The sequence below is a fragment of the Alkaliphilus serpentinus genome (assembly GCF_009017255.1).
Classification (GTDB): domain Bacteria; phylum Bacillota; class Clostridia; order Peptostreptococcales; family Natronincolaceae; genus Alkaliphilus_D; species Alkaliphilus_D serpentinus.
Genome location: NZ_WBZB01000022.1, coordinates 46288 through 66806, shown reverse-complemented (window position 1 = coordinate 66806; position 20519 = coordinate 46288). Strand labels below are relative to the sequence as shown.

Here is a 20519-nt window from a genome sequence, read left to right as displayed (position 1 = left end):
CTTATAAAAATAAGGAGAGTACAGGGAAGCATCCTAGAGAACGCATGGGTTCTCTGGAAAGCAAAAGCATTTTAACCATAAATATTAACGCATGAAATGCTTTTGTTCTATAAAAGCTATCAATACAACAGAAGGGGGAAACTATGTGAAGAAACTTTTTGTGTTTGTTACCATTGTACTTATACTGATTATTGGAACCCTATTATCCTTTACATACATTGTGGAAGGAAGGTACTATCCATCTTTAAATCAGTATGGAAACATCCTATTAGAGGATGTTCAGATCAATGCTACTGCACTAATAGAGGGCGAAGAAATCTATATCCCCTACAGGGTTTTAAAGGAGTACATTAATCCCAATGCTGTTGTGAATTTAGAGGAAAAAAGGCTATTTATAGATTTATCTCAAAATGCCTATCGATTTGACAATAAAGAAACCGACAGCTTCGTAAAGGCTAATGAATTTGATTTAAACTTTATTTTAAAGGAAGTTGATGGAGAGCTTTATGCCCCCGTTGGACTCCTTAGCCCATTTCTTGGTATAAAAGTAGAGTATGTAGCTGAAACGGAAGTTGTTATTATTGACTTCTTAACCAAAGATCACCTAAGGGCAGTTGCTAAAAGAAAAGGAAACATCATCGAAAGACCTAAGATTATTTCTAGAAGGGTTGCTCCATTGTCAGCAGCTGAAGAAATTACAATAATGGCGGAAAGTGGCGACTATTATTATGTAAGAAATCACCAAGGGATGCTGGGCTACACAAGAAAAAGTAACATACAAATCCTTAGTCATGATGAAACACCTCAGATCCATTATAATTTTTATGGAAGGGAACCATGGAGGCCATTGGGGAAAATAGGCCTTGTATGGGATTATGTATATCACAATACTAAGGATAGAAGAGAAGAGGATAAGCTTGAGGCGATTGATGTTCTCTCCCCCACATGGTTTAGCCTTAGCAATTCAGATGGAACCATAATCAATAAAGGAGATTACTCCTATGTATTAGATGCCCATGGGAAGGGCTATAGGGTCTGGGGTCTGGTAACCAATAGCTTTGATCCTGACCTAACAAGTGATTTTTTAAGCAGCAAGGATTCGCAGGATCATTTTATCAGGCAGATACTGTTTTATAGCAGCTTGTATAACCTTGATGGCATTAATATCGACTTTGAAAATATCCATTACAGGGACAAGGATGCCTTTACAAACTTCGTGAGAAGCCTTACTCAGCACTTGAAAAGAGAAAATTTAGTAGTTTCTATTGATGTTACTATTCCCTCCGGCAGTCCCAACTGGTCTAAGGTTTATGATAGGGCAAAGCTGGGACAAATAGTTGATTACGTTGCTGTAATGACCTATGATGAGCACTGGGCAACAAGCCCCAAAAGTGGTTCTGTGGCCTCAATAGGCTGGGTCGAAAGGGGAATAAAGGCTACCCTAGAGCTGGTACCACCTGAAAAGGTATTATTGGGACTCCCCTTTTATACACGACTTTGGATGGAAGAGGAACAGAACGGCAAGGTAAAGGTATCTTCAAAGGCCTATGGAATGGATAAAATTAATGAAATCTTACTAGAAAACAATGCTGAAAAGCTATGGAACGAAGAATCTGGCCAGTATTATGCTGAATATGAGAAGGATGGAAAGACCTACAGGGTTTGGCTAGAGGATGAAAGATCTCTTGCTTTAAAAACCACCCTTGTGGAGAAATATAATCTAGCGGGAATTGCTGCATGGAGAAAGGATTTTGAATATGAAGGAGTTTGGCCTGTTTTAACAGATATGATCAAGGGAAGTAAAACCTATGATGAGGTTTTATTGAATTTAAGAAAGTAATCATAAATGGAGGTGGGTATCCACCTCCATTTATTGTTACCTTTTATTCTCAATTCTCAATTCTCAATTCTTAACTCTTAATTCTAAATTCTATCTTATAGCTTATATTCCGTTAGTTCCTCACAGTAGCTACAACGATATTGAATTTTTCCATTGGGCACTAGGGTAAATTCAGCCTCGGCATAATCATCAACTGAGGTGATGCATCGAGGATTTTTACATTTAAATAAGCCACTGACCTTCTCTGGAATTTCTATATCTCTTTTCTCTTTGATTTCATTATTTTCAACGATGTTTATGGTGATATTAGGGTCAATAAGACCTAAAACCGTTAAATCAATATCTAGATAGTCTTGAATCTTAATAATATCTTTTTTTCCCAGTTTATTGCTGGATACATTCATTAACAATACCACAGGGGTACTAAGCTTATGGAGATTTAGCTTTTCAAATATCTTTAACCCCTGCCCCGAGGTTATATGATCAATAACGATACCCTTTTCAATTCCAGTTACCTTTAACATATACCCTTCACCCCCAATAAAGTAGACATTAAGGCCATCCTTACATACACCCCAAGGGCTGCTTGATGAAAATACTTTGCCCTTGGATCGTCATCTACATCGTAGCTTATCTCGTTAACCCTTGGTAGGGGATGTAGAATAAGCATATCCTCCTTAGCATCCTTGAGCTTGCCTTTAGAAAGGATGTAACTGTCCTTCAGTTTGACATAATCCTCTTCATTAAAGAAACGTTCTTTTTGAATCCTTGTCATATAAAGGATATCTATTTCACATAGATGCTCCTCTAAAGAAGTGGCTTCAATTATTTCTACATTATGCTTATTCATAATTTCATCCCTTAAATGATAAGGTATTCGAAGCTCCTCTGGTGAAATTAATACAAAGCTAATACCAGGAAAGCGGCTTAAGGTTTTTAATAGGGAATGGACTGTTCTACCAAAGAGGAGATCTCCGCAAAAGGCCACCTTTAGGTTTTTTATGTCCTTCTTGTAGTATTTAATAGTAATTAAATCCGTTAGGGTTTGAGTAGGGTGCTGATGACCACCATCACCACCATTGATAAGGGGGACAGTTGAAAATTGGGATGCTAATAATGGAGCTCCTTCTCTAGGATGTCTCATTACAAGGATATCTGCATAGTCGTCCATACAACGTATGGTATCGGCAATGCTCTCTCCCTTTTTAACGGAGCTGGTATTGGCATCTGAGAAGCCTAAAACAGTACCACCCATCCTGAGCATGGCTGATTCAAAGCTTAATCGAGTTCTAGTACTGGGTTCATAAAATAGGGTTCCTAAAATTTTACCTTTACATACTTCTGAGTACTTTTCAGGGTTTTCATACATCTTTAGCCCTAACTCAATAATTTGCTGCAGCTCTTCTAGTGTAAAATCATTTGGATCAATTAAATGTCGACCCTTTAAATTCATAATGATTCCTCCCTTTTCTGATAATAGAAATTATAAAGTAATTTCTTAAACCGGGAGTATGCACTCCCTTTTTGGCCTCACAGGACCAAATTAAAGGTGTTTCAAATAAATAAACCCCTTTGATCCGCATGAAATCAAAGGGGTGTGAATGTACACCAAGAACACAATAAAAATGTATTCATTTTCCTTACTAGCCTCACGGGACCAATTTAAAGGTTATCTACCTTTTCAAAATATATCATTTTTCCTGGCTGGTGTCAATTATATATTTATAGTGTTCGGGGGGGTGGAGAGAAAGTATACACCAATATCCCCTTGGAAAAAATGTAATAATAAGTGGAATTTATGAAGGAATAGAATCCCATATGTAGAATACCTTTTATATATAATAGAGAATGGGGTGCCCATTAATGTACTTTTTATCATTAGAAAAATTGTATGAATTTCTGGTGGATAAGGCTGATATGCCTGATTTCATGGAATATAACGACGGGATAAATTTGCTTCCGATACCTAGTATAGAGTATAGGGACAAAATAAGGGGTAGTCTTGTGGGTTTAGCCATCGGAGACGCCTTTGGCTGCCATCTTGAAGGACAGCATACAAAGGAATTAGAATACATCAATGATTTTTTAAAGACAGAAAAACGTTCCATTTTATTAGATATAACCGATGATACTGAAATGACCATTATGCTGGCAGAATCATTAATTGTATTTCAAAGCTTTAATCCTGAAGATATAAGCAATAGATTTATTAAGTTTCCCATTACAAAGATGGGTAATACCATAAGAGAATTTATAACAAATCATCGTGATAGAAGATTTGAATGGTATAAAAGTGGCGTAGAATCTGCCGGGAATGGTGCTGCCATGAGGTGTGCTCCAGTTGCCCTTATAAATTATGGAGATTATATAAGCCTTAAGCTTATGAGTGGAATGCAGGCAGCCATCACCCATATGGATCAGATGGCCATAGCCTCTAGTATTCTACATGCAACTACTATAGCTTATCTGGTAAATCAACCTCCTTACTCTATAAAAGGAAAAGAGGATGTAATCCAATTAATCGATACCCTGAGCAAAAGCATTAGGGGAATAGAAACCAATGTTTATTTGTCTAGGGAGACCAATGAAATTGTAAATTTGTATAGTCGTATTAGTCGTCAGCTTAAGGAAGCCATAGAAAAGGATGCCACCCTAGAAACGATTCAACAGCAATGGGGAAGTGGGGGTTATTCCTTGGAATCTTTGCCCTTCGCTTTATTTGTATTCCTGCGTAATCCCAATGATTTTGAAAGGGTTTTAAAGGATTCTTTAACAGCAACCGACACTGATACCGTTGCCAGTATGGCAATAACCCTTGCCGGTGCATACCTAGGCTATAATAACATTCCTAAGGGCTACACCTATAAGCTTAGAAATTTAGATGAGATGTTGGCTCTATCAGACAGACTCTTTGAGCTATCCTTAAAAAATAAAAATAACAATCCCTATCGTAGGCTTCGAGATACAATCTCTAATGAGAAGCTTCAGGATGAGGTGCAGCAGCTTCTGTGGACTGGAATTAAATTAACCAAGGAAGAGGAATATAAAAAGGCAGTAGAATATTTTGAGAGTTTAATATACAAAAGCCCTGATTTAAAGAAAAACGATAGAATTAAGCTGCATATCATTGAGGCCTACGAAGGCTTAGGCACAAAGCATCTCCAAGAGGAAGACTTCTATGAAGCTCTTAAAGCCTTTAAGAAGGCTCTGGCCTATGATTTAAACCATCCTGTAATACTTTCTGACTTAGCCATAACCTACTTAAATCTAGATGATTTAGAAAAGGCGGAAAGGTATGCAAGAAGGACCGTGGAGGTGGCACCAGAGTATGAAATTGGTAGGGAGGTTTTGGAGGCTATATTAAGCATCTCCCGAAATAAGTAGATGTCATACCTCACTTTAAAGCGTTACTGCAAAGAAACCAGCATCCTCACCTATTATTACATAGGCTCCGGTGCTGGTTTTTCTTGTGCCTTGAATCTGAAGAAATTTTCAGCAGTATGATGATTGAAGCATACAATTCAACCCTTTAGGAGATGCTTTTTACTAGTAGTAATCATAATTAAGGGTGATTTTATGCTAAAGCTTTTGCAATATACATTGATCATAATTCTTACTTTATTGATTTCCTATAACCTTTTTCGATTTCTCAGCAATGGAATAATTCTAGGGGTTTATCCCTATATCTTAGCCTTGTTTGCAATGGTTGGTATTTTTTTGCTTATTTGGCATTTTGTAAAAATAGAGTTTCTTAAGTTGGGAGTAAAATGGGTTTTTCTATTTATAATCATCTTTTTTTTCTATACCTTTATTCAAATATTCAGAAATGCCTATTTAACCAATGATTATCAGAAAGAACGAAGTATCTATATGGATAAGCTAATGAATATAACTGAGTATAGGGATGCAGATGTGGAGTTAACTAATCTTCAGACTGGTATATCCACCCTTATAGAGGGTAATACTGGCATCCCCTTAACCTATTATAATGAAGTAAAGGTATTGGCCGATGGAGTAGCTGTTATCGATGAAATGATAGAGACTCTTTCAAAGGCTGAAGATCATATTCATGTAGAGTACTTTATTATAAGGGATGATCAAATAGGAAATAAATTTAAGGATGTACTGATTAAAAAAGCTAAGGAGGGAGTCAAGGTTCGGCTCATTTATGATGGCCTTGGTAGTAGGTCAATTGAGCCTAAGTTTAAGAGGAAATTGATGAAGAATGGAGTTGAAATAGGAGTTTTTAATGGAAGCATTATGTCTGCCATAAGGGGGAAGCTAAATCACAGAAACCACAGAAAAATTGTCGTTGTTGATGGCAAGATTGGCTATATTGGGGGTTTTAACATTGGAGATGAGTATCTTGGTAGAGATGATAACATCGGTAAATGGAAGGACTTACATATAAAGGTTCATGGAGAGGTAGTAAACTGGGCTCAAAAAATTTTTTTAGGGGACTGGTATTATATTACAAAGGAAGCTGTAGTTGATAAAAGTTATTTTCCTGAAAATCAAATCGAAAAACGGTTGCCCTGCCAAATGATTACCAGTGGCTTTGATACCCATTGGAATGAGATCAGTCAGTTATACTTTTCTATGATTGCTGGAGCCCAAGAAAAGGTTTATATAGCTACCCCCTATTTAATATTGAATGATAGCTTAATTAAGGCTCTACAGACTGCCGCCATGAGGGGAGTAGAAGTTAAGCTGATTATACCAAAGAAGCCTGATTTATTCCTGGTGGGTTGGGCCAATGAATCCTTTTTCAATATTCTTTTAAAGGCAAAGGTAGATATCTATATGCACAAGGATGGTTTTGTACATTCTAAGGTTTTACTAACCGACAATCAGATTGTATCCATTGGCTCTGCAAATTTAAACACCCGTAGCTTATTCTTAGATTATGAGGCTAATGCTGTTATTTATGACGAAGGAGTCGCTGGGGAGGTAGAGAAGATATTTAAAGAATATATTGATAAAAGTGAAAGGGTAACCTATGAAGAGTATAAAAACCCTCCATTATTGAAGCGACTTAAGCTTTGGATCGGTAAACTAATTATTCCATTGGCGTAGGGTCAGCAATAGGGAATAGGGAATAGGTAATAGGTAAATAACAGATTATAGATTATAGAGATGCCCCTAGTTATTAATTATTAGTGAATAGGCAATATGGGTGATAAAAGCAGGCAATAGTAAAAAATAAAAAGTGTAGACAAGTAATCAAGGAAAGCAAGTAATAGGATTATGAAATTTGTTTCAAAATCTACATTAATTCAACATTCAACATTTACCATTCAACATTGCATTTAGTGTATATTTTCCTCCTTCTTTGTGCATACTATACAGATGCTGAGGGGAGGAATACTTATGTCAGTAAAAATAGGAATACCAAGGGGATTATGGTTTTATGATTATTTTCCTCTTTGGAAGACCTTTTATGAAGAGTTGGGAGCAGAGATCATTTTTTCTGATAAAACCAATAAACAAATTCTAGACCAAGGGGTTAAGAATTGTGTGGATGAAGCCTGCTTACCTGTTAAGCTATTTCACGGACATGTCATTAACCTAAAGGATAAGGTAGATTATATCTTTGTACCAAAGATGATGAGTGTATATAAGGATGAGTACATATGCCCTAAATTCTGTGGTTTACCCGAGATGGTAAACCATTCTATTAAAGGATTACCACCCCTAATCGATACAGAAATTAATTTTAGTAAATCTAGAAAAAGTCTGATGATTACAGCATATCGCTTTGGAAGCTACGTTACAAAAAATCCTATTAAGATTAGAAGGGCCTTTAATAATGCACTGATGGCTTATAGAAAGTACAGGGAGGATGTAAAGGATGGGAAATTACCCATTGATGGTGAGTTTAGCCCAAAAAAGCCTTCTGTAGTTGCAAATAACAGTAAAAGCATTGCAGTTGTGGGACACACCTATCATCTCTATGATAGCTATGGTTCTATGAGTATTTTACAAAAATTGCGAGATTCTAAGGTGTCGGTTATAGTTCCAGAAATGATGAATATGAATAAAATAAATAAGCTTGCTTCAACCCTAGAAAAGAAAATGTTTTGGAGCTATGGAAGAAAGCTATTGGGTGCAGCCCTCCATTTTGGCGAAAGTCGAGAGATTGATGGAATTATTTATATTTCCTCCTTTGGCTGCGGAATAGATTCAATTGTTGAGGATCTTTTTGAAAGATGGAGCAGAAGCCATAGCATACCCTTTCTCCTCCTTACCATCGATGAGCATACGGGAGAAGCAGGTATCAATACCAGATTAGAAGCTTTTTTAGATATGATAGATTGGAGGGTTAATCATGAAAGTGACCTTTCCCCACATGGGTAATCAATATGTTGCAACAAAGGTTTTGCTGGATGAGCTGGGGGTAGAAAACATCATTCCACCAGAATGCAGTAAGGACACCTTAGATATAGGCACAAAGCATTCGCCAGAATCCATTTGCTTACCATTGAAGGTGAATATCGGAAATTATATAGAAAGTGTGAAAAAGGGAGCAGATACCGTTGTAATCACTGGTAGCTGTGGCCCCTGTAGGTTCGGGTACTATTCTATTCTACAGAAGGAAATACTGAAATCAATGGGCTATGATAATCTAAAATTTATATTATTGGATCCACCCCAGGGAGATTATAAGGGCTTTTTTAAACGAGTTTATGATCTAACAAACACTAAGAATCCATATAAAATTGTAAAAGCCTTAGCTAGAGCAACTAGAACCTTGTACCTTCTCGATGAGATGGAGGATTTATCCTATTATAAGCGTCCTAGACAGGCTAGACAGGGAGAAGTCGACATCCACTACGACCATTTCCATAGGGTTGTTCGAGAGGCCAAGGGTTATAAAGAGGTATCTACCTTAATAAGGGATACAATTAGGAAAATGAAGGAAGTAGAGGAGGATCCCACAAGGGACGTAATAAAAATTGGGATTATTGGTGAAATTTATACAATAATTGAGCCCTTTGTTAATTTAAATGTTGAGAAAAAGTTAGGGGACATGGGGGTAGAAATCGATAAATCCTTAAAGATTAGTAGGTGGCTAACAGAGCATCTTTACTTAAGTCCCTTAGGATTAACAGCCGAAAAGGATGTTTGGAGAGCCGCGAAACCCTATCTAAAGACTATGATTGGTGGCCATGCCAGAGAAACAATAGGTTATGCTGTAGTATATGGTAAAAAGGGATACGATGGGGTCATTCAAATTTATCCTCTAACCTGTATGCCTGAAATTGTTGCCCAAAGTATTTTACCTACTGTTGAGAAGGATTATAGTATTCCATATTTATGCTTAATTGTTGATGAAATGACTGGCGAGGCAGGCTATTCAACAAGACTTGAGGCCTTTGTCGATTTACTAAGAAGAAGGAAGGAGAAGGCTTATAATGGAGAATTGCTATCTGGGAATTGATGTTGGTTCCGTCAGTACTAATGTAGTATTGATGAATGATCAAAATAAAATCCTGGGAAAGGTATATACCGCTACCCAAGGTAAACCAATAGATGCTGTGAAGAGGGGCTTAAAGGAAATTAGTGGACAAATTAAAGGGGATATTCAAGTTAAGGGGGTTGCCACTACGGGAAGTGGTAGGCATCTGGCCTCCATGATTGTAGGAGCAGATGTGGTTAAAAATGAAATTACAGCCCATGGAATTGCAGCCCTGAATTTTGTTAAGGGTGTAAGAACCATATTTGAAATAGGTGGACAAGACTCTAAAATCATTTTACTGAAGGATGGCATCATCAGCGATTTTGCCATGAATACCGTATGTGCTGCAGGCACAGGTTCCTTTTTAGATCGTCAGGCGGCTCGACTAGGTATTGATATAAGTGAGTTTGGTCAACAGGCCCTAACATCCAAGAATCCCGTTCGAGTTGCGGGTAGATGTGCAGTATTTGCAGAATCCGACATGATTCATAAGCAACAGCTGGGCCATAATCAAGAGGATATCATCAAAGGTCTATGCGATGCATTGGTAAGAAATTTCCTGAATAATCTTGGAAAGGGTAAGGACTTAGCAGGGCCTATCGTATTTCAAGGGGGAGTTGCAGCCAATGCAGGCATCAAAAAATCCTTTGAGGAAGCATTAAATCAAGAAATCTTTGTTCCTCCCCACCATGAGGTTATGGGGGCCATAGGCTGTTGTCTATTGGCTAAGGAGCATGCAGCTAAGAAAAATAACACCAACTTCCAGGGCTTTGAAATTATGAATTCTGGTTACGAGGTTAGAGGTATGGAATGTGAAGATTGCTCCAACCTATGTGAGGTTGTAGAAATTATCAGAGATGGAATTCTGATGTCCCGATGGGGAGATAAGTGCGGTAAGTGGAGTAATCAAGTGAAGAGTGATGTAGAGAAGCTGGCGTAAGCTTATAGAAGCCTCCTAATAGTAGGGAGGCTTTTTGCTTGTGTGCCCAGCATGGGCGATAACTTGGCGGAGAAAGACCGCTGTGGGCTTGGTAGTGGGAACCACTAGCCGAAGGCAAGGGTGTCCATCGTGATGTGGAATTTCTTATCCTTTAAAACATCACTAAATTTCAAAATATTGACCGCCAATATTTATAGTTTTGATTATATTATTATTGAACTTACACAACCATTTATTAACTATTATATCATTTAATTACATTATCTGTAAATAAACCGAAGACGGTTCTTGCCTGTATATATTGTGTTCGCTGGTTTTTCTTGTGCCTCAAATCTAAGGCCTTTTAAATAGTCTCGCAAAATATGGACTCTTTCAGTGGTATCGGACGGTTCAAATCGTCCCACTATATCGTACTTCCTCTGTTATAGTGAACTTCGATTTTAAAGAATTTTAACTCATCAAGCATATTCCTGCAAAATGTCTTATATCCTTTAGTAAATGGTAATTTTAGGGCTTGTAAAACTTTAGGGGGGAAGGAATATGGATTGGGATAGATTAAAGGATTCTGTATTTGAAACAATTAATGAATATTTGATAATTGAAGAACAAAATAAAGAGCTTATTCAAATACTGATAGAGATAGATATGATGGATGAAGAGGAGGCTGAAGCTTTAGTTGAAGCTATTAGCCGATTAAAAAGAAGCTTGGATAACTATAAGGATCAGCTTCTTAAGCAGTTGAATTCAAAGGATAGGATTTGCCATGGCTATAAGCTACTAAATGTACTTATGGATTTTTATGATATTGATGAGAGGATATTTGAAATATTAGAAAACAAGCTACAGTTTCCAATGGATGATAAGCAAAAAAAGCTCCTGCAGTACTTTACCTGTGATGTGGGGATTAGAATCCTGTTTAATACAAAGGCTAGGTATCAACTAAACTCCTATATTTTTAATACATTATCTAAGGGACAGGGTTGTTAATACCCTATCCTATTTTATTTCCTGAGAATTAAAGAGGTAATTAGTGATATAAAGTTAATAAAATCTACAACGACATTAAAAAATGAGTTAGGACAATGCCTAACTCATTAAAGTTTTCCTAAATACCCAACTCCTTTCTTTTTTTCTCGATATGATCAACATAGATTTGAATAGTCTTTTCAGCATCCAGTTCCACCATAACCTTACCTAAGCCAAGACTATCAGTGGTTTCTGTAAGGGTTTTAACTACAACATCACTACCGGTTATAGAGGGAACTGGGGCAACATGAACCAGCCAACCCAAGGCAACTGCAGTACAAGCATCGGCAACGGCCTTCTGCTCTAGGTATTCTGGAGCACCGATGACAAGGGGAAGCTTGTTGGTATCCACATTTAAGGCATCCGCTAGCTCCATGGCAGTATGGGTCATTTTGCCAATATCAACACAGGCTCCATAGGACAGTACTGGTGGAATACCCAGCTGTTTGCAAACGGCCTTTAAGCCTTCGCCGGCCTCCTCTGCAGCAGAGGGGTGGGTTAGACCTGTGTATTGCATAACTGAGGAGGTGCAGCCGCCAGATAGGACCAAAATGTTGTTTTCTATTAAGCCCTTGGTTATTTTAAATATATTGCTACCCCCTTGGCCATAACGGGCAGTGGTACAGCCTACGATTGTTGCAATCCCTCTAATATTTCCATTGGCTATTTGCTCTATCAATGGATCGAAGCTTCCACCTAGGGCATCTCTAACAGACTCAGTACTAAAGCCAATCATGCACTCAGAGGTATAGGGAGGTACATAAATCTCACGGTTTTCCTTTCTTCTTTCCTTAAAGGCTTCTAGCGCCATATTCAGAATCTTTTCCGCCTGTTCATTCATTTTTTCTGGTACAAAGTCAATGGTTTCAGTTCCTTGAAGCTGTATTACTGGATGGGTGGAAACCAGCTTGGTTCCAAATCGCTTTGCATAAATTGGAAGGGTTGGAACGGTACAGTTGTAATCAAACATAAAGAGATCAACTACTCCTGTTGCCAACAGATACTCTTCCGATAGCCACTCACCCTCCTGACCACCATAGGCCCTCATGCTTTGGGTTCCGGAATAGTTCATCAGCTGTTGTCCTTCACATACATGGCCTAATATTTGAATGCCATTGGCTCCAACCTGACGGGCCTTTTCCTGCCACTCATCGGAGGAAGCAATATCCATAGCCACCTGAGCCATTAATGGCATATGACCATTGGTAATGATATTTACCATGTCAGGGCTAAGGAGACCCATATTCTGCTTCTTAAATTCAATCTTTTGAGTTCCCATCAAAATTTCTTGAAGAATATCCAGCATAAATAAGCCTTGATACTCGTTGGCGATACCTAGCTTTACGCAGTTCAATAGAAAATCTATCGGATCTGAGCTTAGATTAGTCATACATTTTGTTTGGGTAAAGGCTACTTCACTATAGCCACCACCAGGGAATAATCCGAGGCTTCTCCAAAGCTCCTTACGCTTAGTGGGGGCAAAGGCCTCTACTAAGACAGAATCCTCATGGGCGGGTCTATGAATATCATCAATAACCAATTGAGCAAATTCTTTGGCCAGCTGAGGAACAGGAAGGCTGCTGTTTAATCCCAGCATTTCAGCATATTTCTTAAGCTTATCTACATCTCGAATTTTTAATTGGCTTTCTGGGTGCTCTGCTGCTGCCTTTAGGGTTCTAGCTGCCTGATGGGCATGAAAGATGTTGGCGGAAGTACCAATGGTAACGTGTCGGTAGGTAAAGTTTCTTGCCACCATGGTATGTGCATCTACACCACATACACCCCTAGGGGCTTTAGGACTGATTCTACAGGGACCATTGGCACAGAGCTGGCAGGATAGACCCTCCACACAGAAACGACATTGGGGCTGTTGCTCAGAGAAACGGTCGAATACATTGGTCATATCAGCGTTATGGACCACCTGATACATTTCCCTCATGGCAGGATCGATAATAATATTGAGGGGATAGCCCTCGGGACTTTGATCATCTACTTTAATATGGTCTCTTTGCCATTTATGAACCTCATCAGGAGATGGGGACTTTTTAATATTTTTATAGTTTACTTGAATCCTTTGGTGTAAATCTTCATGGTGGGTAGGATCATTAGTACCACTAAGTCCGGATGAATTGGCCTTTAAGCCAACCTTCCCAGGACTGATGGTGGCGGTACTGTTTTCAAAGCTTTCTTTTACTTTATCAGACATCTTATCAACCTCCATATTTCAAATATAGGTATAGTATCCCTATAGCTATGGAAATTATGTAATAATTATCCTTTGGCCTTCTATTGATCATAATTTAGTTAGAGTACTTTAATTGATAATGAAAATGATTTATAATTAGAATAGTAGCTTAACTAAAATCGGAGGTAAATAATGAAAACAACTATTGAAATACTAAAGAAGATACCTGCATTTACCACCCTTTCAGATAATAGCTTGGAGATGATTAAGGCCATTACTATAGAAAGAAATTATAGAAGGGGAGCCATCATCTTTATGGAAGGGGATCCTGGGGAGGGCTTTTATTTTATCAAATCTGGGAAAGTAAAGATTTTTAAAACAGCTCCAGATGGTAGAGAATTGATTTATGCCCTCTTGGGGGAGGGGGATATTTTTGCCGAGGTAACCTTGTTTAATGACATGAACTACCCAGCATCGGCGGAGGTTCTTGAGGATACCAGCCTCGGAATGATCAGAAATGCAGATTTAGAGAAGCTGATAATGGATCATTCAGACATAGCCCTTAGGATTATAAAGGTTTTGAGTAAAAAGCTTTTTACCTCTCAGCAAAAGGTAAAGGAGCTGGCATTGGGGGATACCTATATGAGGACGGCCCAGGTTCTCTTAAAGTTAATAAGGGAGCATGGTGAAGAGTCTGCTGGTGGATTGGAGCTTAAGCTGGGACTTTCAAGGCAGGAATTAGCCAATATGATCGGTACGGCAAGGGAAACAGTAAGTAGAGCCTTAAGTCAGTTTAAAAAGGAAGGCTCCATCGATATAAGCGGTAAAAGGATTGTTATTAAGGATATTGAAAAGCTAAGAAGCTGGATTCAATAATATATAGTTAAAAACCAGTGAGTAATTAGTAATTAGTAATGAGTAATTATGGAAACAGAGAAGATGAAGATTTCAGAGTTAAATATAGACAAAACTGCAATAAAACAAACAGGAAACTGAGAAACAACAAAAAAATTGAAATTTGTTAATGAAAGTTCAGCATAGAATCAAGATTCTACATTCTTAATCGTTTTACAAATATAATGACATTATAGATTTCTATAATGTCTTTTTTTTGTAACATATATTAGCATATTTTGTATGATATAATCTTTTAGTATGAATTGTCAGATATAAAAATCAATTCAAACTTGTAGAACTTTTTGGGGGAGAAAGAGAGGGGATAGACATGAATCATGAAAATCATAAGAAGAAAAGATCTACCTTTAACAACTTAATGTTTGTATTTAGCTATATTTGGAAGTGGGATAAATCGGTTTTCCTTTCAGTAGGCTTTCATTCAATCTTTTTGGCAATATCACCATTTATATGGATATTTGCCCCTAAGCTGTTAATAGATGAGCTATTGGGTTTAAAGAGAGTGGAGGTAATGCTGGGAATCCTAGCATCAGCCTTGGTGATATCTGCTATTACCAACTATAGTATTGCCTATTCTATAGGGGCCTTTAGAATGAAAATGTCTAATATTCGTTTCAATTTTATCGACATCATCAATGATAAAGCTATGGAGATGGATTATAGACATACTGAAGATCCTAAAATACTAAATGATATTCACTTGGCTTGGAGGACCGTGAGAAATCCTTGGGAAGGTGTAGGTGGAGTTTTGCAAAAGGTCTTTACCATATTGGGAAGCTTAATAGGCTTCTTTGGCTATGTAACCATCATTATGCTATTAAACCCAATAATTTTGGTCTTCCTAATTATTAACGTGTGTATTACCTATTACCTTACCTTAAGGGCTAAGGGTTATGAAAGAAGCAAAAAAGATGAACTTTCAGATTACGAGAGAAAATCTAGATATGTTAACATGACAATGTCAGATTTTCAATTTGGAAAGGATATAAGAATCTATAGCTTAAAATCCCTTTTATCACGTAAGAAAAGAACCTTTGATGGTAAAAGGGTAGATATTGCCAAGGATGTGCAGGGAAGATACTTCAAAACCTCCCTTGTAGACTCTGCCTTACTTTTATTAAGGGAGGGTGTTGTATATACATACCTTGTCTATAGTGTGATTTTTAAAGGCTTGACCCTCGGAAACTTTACCATGTATGCAGCCTCCATTGGTAGCTTTGCTGGATGGATGGATACCCTTATGAAGGATATCGCCTTTATCAAAATTAATTGCATGTATATCAATGATCTAAGAAATTTCTTGGATATAGAGGATGAAGAGGGCAGTAAGAATATTACGGCTATTCCTAAGGAAAAACCCTATGAGATCGAATTTAAGAATGTGTCCTTTAAATATCCTAATACTGAAAGGTATATATTTAGAAATCTGAACTTAAAAATTAAGGCAGGCCATAAGCTGGCCATCGTTGGTATCAATGGTGCTGGTAAAACCACCCTAGTAAAGCTTATAACAAGATTATACTCACCGACAGAGGGAGAAATTCTACTGAATGGCATCAATGTTAAGGATTTTGACCAAAAGGAGTATTTCAAAATTTTCTCGGTAGTTTTCCAAGAGATTAAAATGTTTGCCTTTAATGTTGCTGAAAATATTGCCTATAGCGAAGATATCAATATGGATAGGCTAGAGGACTCCATTAGAAAAGCAGGGATAAAGGAGAAAATTGATTCCTTAAAGAATGGGATTAAAACCAATGTATTAAAGGTTCTTGATGAGTATGGGGTAGAGTTTTCCGGTGGGGAGAATCAAAAGCTGTCATTGGCAAGGGCCTTATATAAGGATGGAGAAATTGTAATTTTAGATGAGCCTACTGCAGCACTAGACCCAATTGCAGAGCATGATATTTATAAGGGCTTTGATGATATGATCGAGAATAGGACCTCTGTGTACATATCCCATAGATTATCAAGCACCCGATTCTGTGATGTTATTGCCTTCTTCGAAGATGGCGAGATAAAGGAATATGGAACCCATACGGAGCTTATGGACCTAAAGGAAAAATATGCAGAGATGTTTAATATACAAGCCCAATATTATAAAGAGGATCAGTTAATATCCAAGGGGGCATAGGGGAAAGCATTTTTCAGAGGGGAATGATTATATGAATAAAAAGGATTGGAAGGGCTTAAAGGATACCTTCCAGGTAATGCTGTATTTTTTAGGGTTAACCAATAGGGTTTCGAAGATTTATATACCCACACTGCTGTTTTCATCATTGTTTAAATCTGCAGCACCCTTTATAAACATCATATTGCCGAAGTTTATAATCGATGAGCTTATGGGCCAGCAGCGAACAGAGGTTTTTGTGCAATTGATTGCTTTAATTATATTAGGAAACTTTATTTTCAACATTATCAATAAATGGTTTGAGATGAGGGTTCAGGTAGTGAATGAGGAACTGATTTATGGATTAGACCTCGTTATCAGCGAAAAAATTGCCGATATGGATTTTCAAAACATCGAAGATCCCGAAATTTTAAACCTTAGAGAACGGGCATTATTCGCAATATACAATGAGGGTGCCATCTGGCGACTGGTGGAAAACTTAGCCGTTATGGTATCCAGTACCATTAGCATTATAGGATTAACTGCCTTAATCTTAACCTTAAACGGTATATTGATTTTTGTTGTCCTAGCCATTGTTGCTTTAAACTCAAAGATCTTTATGAAGGTGCAGAAGCTAAGATATGAAGCAGGTCAAAAAAATATTCCTGGTAATAGAGCCTTTGGATACTTTGGAACCTTAACCTCAGATTTTTCATTGGGTAAAGATATAAGGCTGTATAATATTGCTCCAGTAATCACCTCAAAGGTGCAAAATTTCACAAGTCAGGTTGTAAGGGTTAATACACAGCATTTTAGAACAGAGGGAAAACTCAATGGCTTAAGTGCCATCAACCTACAGTTTCAGCTCATTATTGTCTACGGATACTTAACCTACAGGGTTTTTAAAGGTACTATGGAAATTGGTAGCTTTACAATGTATGCCAGTGCCACCAACAGCTTTTGTACATCTATTTCAACCTTTGTTAATACCTTTATAGAAGTAAATCAGCTATGTAGATATCTTGAGCTCTTTATGCAGTTCGAACAAATAGAAAATAAAAGCAAGGCGGGTACAAGGGCAATTGAATTATCAGAAAGGTACGTAATCGAATTTAAGGGGGTTTCCTTTAAGTATCCCAGAAAGGAAGAATATGCCCTAAAGGATGTTTCCATCGTTATTAACCAAGGTGAAAAGCTATCGGTGGTGGGTTTAAATGGAGCAGGTAAAACCACCTTTATTAAGCTTTTAACCCGATTGTATGAGCCTACTGAAGGAGAAATACTAATAAATGGAATAAATATAAATGAATACAAATATGATGAATACATGAAAATACTTTCTGTTGTATTCCAGGATTACAAGCTTTTGGCCTTTACCATAAAGGAGAATATAGCCCTTGAAAATGCCGACGCTGTCAGTGATGATGAAATACTGAAGATTCTTAAGGAGGCTGGGCTTGAGAAGGATCTAGCGAAGCTCGAAAGAGGAATTCATACTCCCATCTATAAGCAATTCGATAAAACAGGAATAGAGTTTTCAGGAGGGCAATCTCAAAAGCTGGCTATAGGAAGGGCTCTATTTAAAAATTCTCCAATTGTAGTCCTTGATGAACCAACAGCAGCCCTAGACCCAATTGCTGAGTTTGAAATCTATAACAAATTTAATGATTTAGTTGGAAACAAAACAGCAATTTATATATCCCATAGATTATCCAGCTGTAGATTCTGCGATAAAATAGCCGTTTTTGAAAAGGGTAGAATTATTCAATATGGTAATCATAGTGAATTAATGAAGTTTCCCCACCTTACCTACGCTCAAATGTATAACACTCAGTCTCAATACTATATTTAAAGGACTATTTATGGGTAGCTTTAAAAAATTAAGCTACCCTTTCTGAAAACATATATAATATTTAGGAAATATTGCAGGAAAATACTACTTTATGGAGAATTATGGTATTTGTACTATTTTGATGGGGGGAATGTTATTGGAAGAGATATTTGACATTTGCTTTAAAACAGGAGTATTATTTACCGTTGTTTCCTTTGTTTTAGGCCAATTATTTGGCGGAGATTCAGAGTTAGGGATTGATACAGACCTAGATGTAGATGTTGACATCGATATAGATTCTGATGTGTCTATAGGGGGTGCAGATAAGGCCTTAGGGACGGTGACTCCTTTGAAACCAGCAATTATAGCCACCTTCATCACTGTATTTGGTGGTGTTGGCCTTATGTCCCTTAGTAGGGGGTATAATGATTTTACTGCAAGCACTTTAGGGGCAGCTTTGGGCTTTATTGTTGCAGGGGCAATGTATAAATTCATCATAATTCCATTACACAAACGGCAATCTCTAGCCCATTCCAATAAAGACTTGATTGGCCATGAAGCTAAAATCATATTACCAATTAGAGGGGGAGAAATGGGAAGAATTAGATATGTTGTACAACATAATAGATATACAGCCCCTGCTAAATCTATAGATTATATGTCGGATTTAGAGGATGGAGATTTGGTGGTAATAAAGAAGATCGAAGGGCATATCTTTTATGTAGAAAAGAAGAAGGAGTAGCTTAGCAGTACTAAAATTCATATATAAATGTTGGGAGGAGATTAAGTGACAAATTTTATACCATTTATCATTGTTGGAGTTGTAGTTCTGTTGGCCTTCGGATTGCTATTAACATGGAAAAAGGCGCCACAGGATAAGGCTATTGTTGTAACGGGTCTTAAAAAGAGGGTAATTGCTGGTGGGGGTGGCATTGTTATTCCTCTATTAGAAAGAACCGACAGGATTTCACTAGAAAATATTAAGCTAGAGGTGCGAACCGATGGTGCCTTAACGGAGCAGGGTGTTGAAATTAAGGCCGATGGAGTTGCGGTTATTAAGGTAAAATCCGACGCAGAAAGTATATTATCAGCTATAGAACAGTTTAATACGGGTAATGAAGATGGTACAATAGAAGTCATTCGCGATACTGCAAAGCATGTACTGGAAGGGAAACTTCGTGAGATTATTTCTAAAATGACAGTTGAAGACATCTATAAGGATCGAGAAAAATTTGCTTCACAGGTACAAAGTGTTGCTGCATCTGACTTAGCAGATATGGGCCTAGAAATAAAGGCCTTTACCATCAGGGATATCAAGGATGATAACGGATATCTTGAAGCCCTTGGGAAGAAAAGAATCGCCGAGGTAAAAAAGGATGCTGAAATAGCTGAGGCTGAATCTAAGCGGGATGCTAAGATTAAGACTGCAGAGGCCCATAGGATTGGTGAGCAGGCAAGATTAAATGCAGAAACTCAAATAGCAGAGGCAGAGAAGGATAAAGAACTAAAGGTTCAGTCCTATAGGAAGGATCAGGAAACTGAAAAGGCTAAGGCAGACCTTGCTTATGAAATAGAACAAAACAAGGTGAAGAAGGAAGTAACAGAAACTGAAATGGCGGTTGAGCTGCTACGTAGGGAAAGACAAATTGAATTAGCAGAAAAGGAAGCTATTAAAAGGGAAAAGGAGCTGGAGGCATCCATTAGAAAGGACGCCGATGCTCAGAAATACAAGCATGAAAAGGAAGCAGAGGCCAGTAAGTTTAAAGAAATTCAAGAGGCAGAGGCAATGGCAAGGGCTATAGAGCTACAGGGTCTTGCAAAGGCTAAGGCCATTAGAGAAGAGGGTAAGGCTGAGGCGGAAATCATCAGGGAAAAGGGTAATGCAGAAGCAGAAGCCATGGCTAAAAAGGCAGAGGCCTTTAAGCTCTATAACGAAGCAGCTGTTACTCAGATGATTATTGAAAAGCTACCGGAGATTGCAAAATCAATAGCAGAGCCTTTGGCGAAAACAGAAAAAATTGTTATTGTTGATAGTGGCAGTGGGAAGGAAGGCGGAAAGGGAGCAAGTAAAGTAACGGGCTATGTTACAGATATTATGGCCCAGCTTCCTGAAACAGTAAATGCTCTAACAGGAATTGATTTAAATGAGGTTATAAAGAACTTTAATAAAAAGAATGAAGACATTCCAAAAGAAGAATAGAAAACTAAAACCATAG

Annotated in this window: 15 protein-coding genes; 12 read left to right on the top strand and 3 right to left on the bottom strand. The window is 37.7% G+C overall.

Annotated features, from left to right (window positions below; genetic code table 11):
- Positions 1–145: 145 nt before the first annotated feature.
- Entirely contained in the window at positions 146–1840 is a 1695-nt protein-coding gene (locus F8153_RS07650; protein ID WP_192929714.1) for a glycosyl hydrolase family 18 protein, read from the top strand.
- 95 nt (positions 1841–1935) lie between these two features.
- Here F8153_RS07650 and F8153_RS07645 read toward each other — a convergent pair whose 3' ends face one another.
- Positions 1936–2364 carry an aspartate carbamoyltransferase regulatory subunit gene (locus F8153_RS07645; RefSeq protein ID WP_151865770.1) on the bottom strand — a complete coding sequence of 143 codons (429 nt, stop codon included), beginning with the start codon at positions 2362–2364 and terminating at the stop codon, positions 1936–1938.
- Positions 2358–3293, bottom strand: coding sequence for an aspartate carbamoyltransferase (pyrB, locus tag F8153_RS07640; RefSeq protein ID WP_151865769.1), 936 nt, complete (start codon positions 3291–3293; stop codon positions 2358–2360). The genes F8153_RS07645 and pyrB overlap by 7 nt, the downstream gene beginning before the upstream one ends.
- Before the next feature lie 410 nt (positions 3294–3703).
- Here pyrB and F8153_RS07635 point away from each other — a divergent pair, with 410 nt between their 5' ends.
- The 6 genes from F8153_RS07635 (at position 3704) to F8153_RS07605 (ending at position 11226) form a co-directional block, all read left to right on the top strand.
- Complete coding sequence (locus F8153_RS07635) at positions 3704–5224, top strand: ADP-ribosylglycohydrolase family protein (protein ID WP_151865768.1); 1521 nt, start codon at positions 3704–3706, stop codon at positions 5222–5224.
- Positions 5225–5347: 123 nt separating this feature from the next.
- Positions 5348–6916 (top strand): cardiolipin synthase, encoded by a 1569-nt coding sequence (gene cls, locus F8153_RS07630; protein WP_192929713.1) that lies wholly within the window; start codon positions 5348–5350, stop codon positions 6914–6916.
- A 294-nt stretch (positions 6917–7210) separates the two neighbouring features.
- Positions 7211–8197, top strand: a complete 987-nt coding sequence (locus tag F8153_RS07625; protein ID WP_151865766.1) for an acyl-CoA dehydratase activase-related protein — start codon at positions 7211–7213, stop codon at positions 8195–8197.
- On the top strand, positions 8169–9281 hold the full coding sequence (locus F8153_RS07620; protein WP_151865765.1) for a CoA protein activase: 1113 nt from the start codon (positions 8169–8171) through the stop codon (positions 9279–9281). Before F8153_RS07625 ends, F8153_RS07620 begins: the two co-directional genes overlap by 29 nt.
- A complete protein-coding gene (locus F8153_RS07615; RefSeq protein WP_151865764.1) occupies positions 9256–10239 on the top strand; it encodes an acyl-CoA dehydratase activase in 984 nt (327 codons plus the stop codon). Before F8153_RS07620 ends, F8153_RS07615 begins: the two co-directional genes overlap by 26 nt.
- 540 nt (positions 10240–10779) lie before the next feature.
- On the top strand, positions 10780–11226 hold the full coding sequence (locus F8153_RS07605; RefSeq protein ID WP_151865762.1) for a hypothetical protein: 447 nt from the start codon (positions 10780–10782) through the stop codon (positions 11224–11226).
- A 118-nt stretch (positions 11227–11344) separates the two neighbouring features.
- On the opposite strand, the gene cooS is transcribed toward F8153_RS07605, so the two are convergent.
- Positions 11345–13471 carry an anaerobic carbon-monoxide dehydrogenase catalytic subunit gene (gene cooS / locus F8153_RS07600; RefSeq protein ID WP_151865761.1) on the bottom strand — a complete coding sequence of 709 codons (2127 nt, stop codon included), beginning with the start codon at positions 13469–13471 and terminating at the stop codon, positions 11345–11347.
- A 171-nt stretch (positions 13472–13642) separates the two neighbouring features.
- On the opposite strand from cooS, the gene F8153_RS07595 reads away from it, so the two are divergent.
- The 5 genes from F8153_RS07595 to F8153_RS07575 all read left to right on the top strand — a co-directional run bounded on the left by F8153_RS07595 (position 13643) and on the right by F8153_RS07575 (position 20503).
- Positions 13643–14326, top strand: coding sequence for a Crp/Fnr family transcriptional regulator (locus F8153_RS07595; RefSeq protein ID WP_151865760.1), 684 nt, complete (start codon positions 13643–13645; stop codon positions 14324–14326).
- Positions 14327–14675: 349 nt separating this feature from the next.
- Entirely contained in the window at positions 14676–16496 is a 1821-nt protein-coding gene (locus tag F8153_RS07590; protein ID WP_151865759.1) for an ABC transporter ATP-binding protein, read from the top strand.
- A gap of 31 nt (positions 16497–16527) precedes the next feature.
- Positions 16528–18324 carry an ABC transporter ATP-binding protein gene (locus F8153_RS07585; RefSeq protein ID WP_151865758.1) on the top strand — a complete coding sequence of 599 codons (1797 nt, stop codon included), beginning with the start codon at positions 16528–16530 and terminating at the stop codon, positions 18322–18324.
- A gap of 136 nt (positions 18325–18460) precedes the next feature.
- On the top strand, positions 18461–19045 hold the full coding sequence (locus F8153_RS07580) for an NfeD family protein (protein WP_151865757.1): 585 nt from the start codon (positions 18461–18463) through the stop codon (positions 19043–19045).
- Positions 19046–19090: 45 nt separating this feature from the next.
- Positions 19091–20503: a flotillin family protein gene (locus F8153_RS07575; RefSeq protein ID WP_151865756.1), complete on the top strand. Its 1413-nt coding sequence runs from the start codon at positions 19091–19093 to the stop codon at positions 20501–20503.
- The last annotated feature ends 16 nt before the right edge of the window (positions 20504–20519 follow it).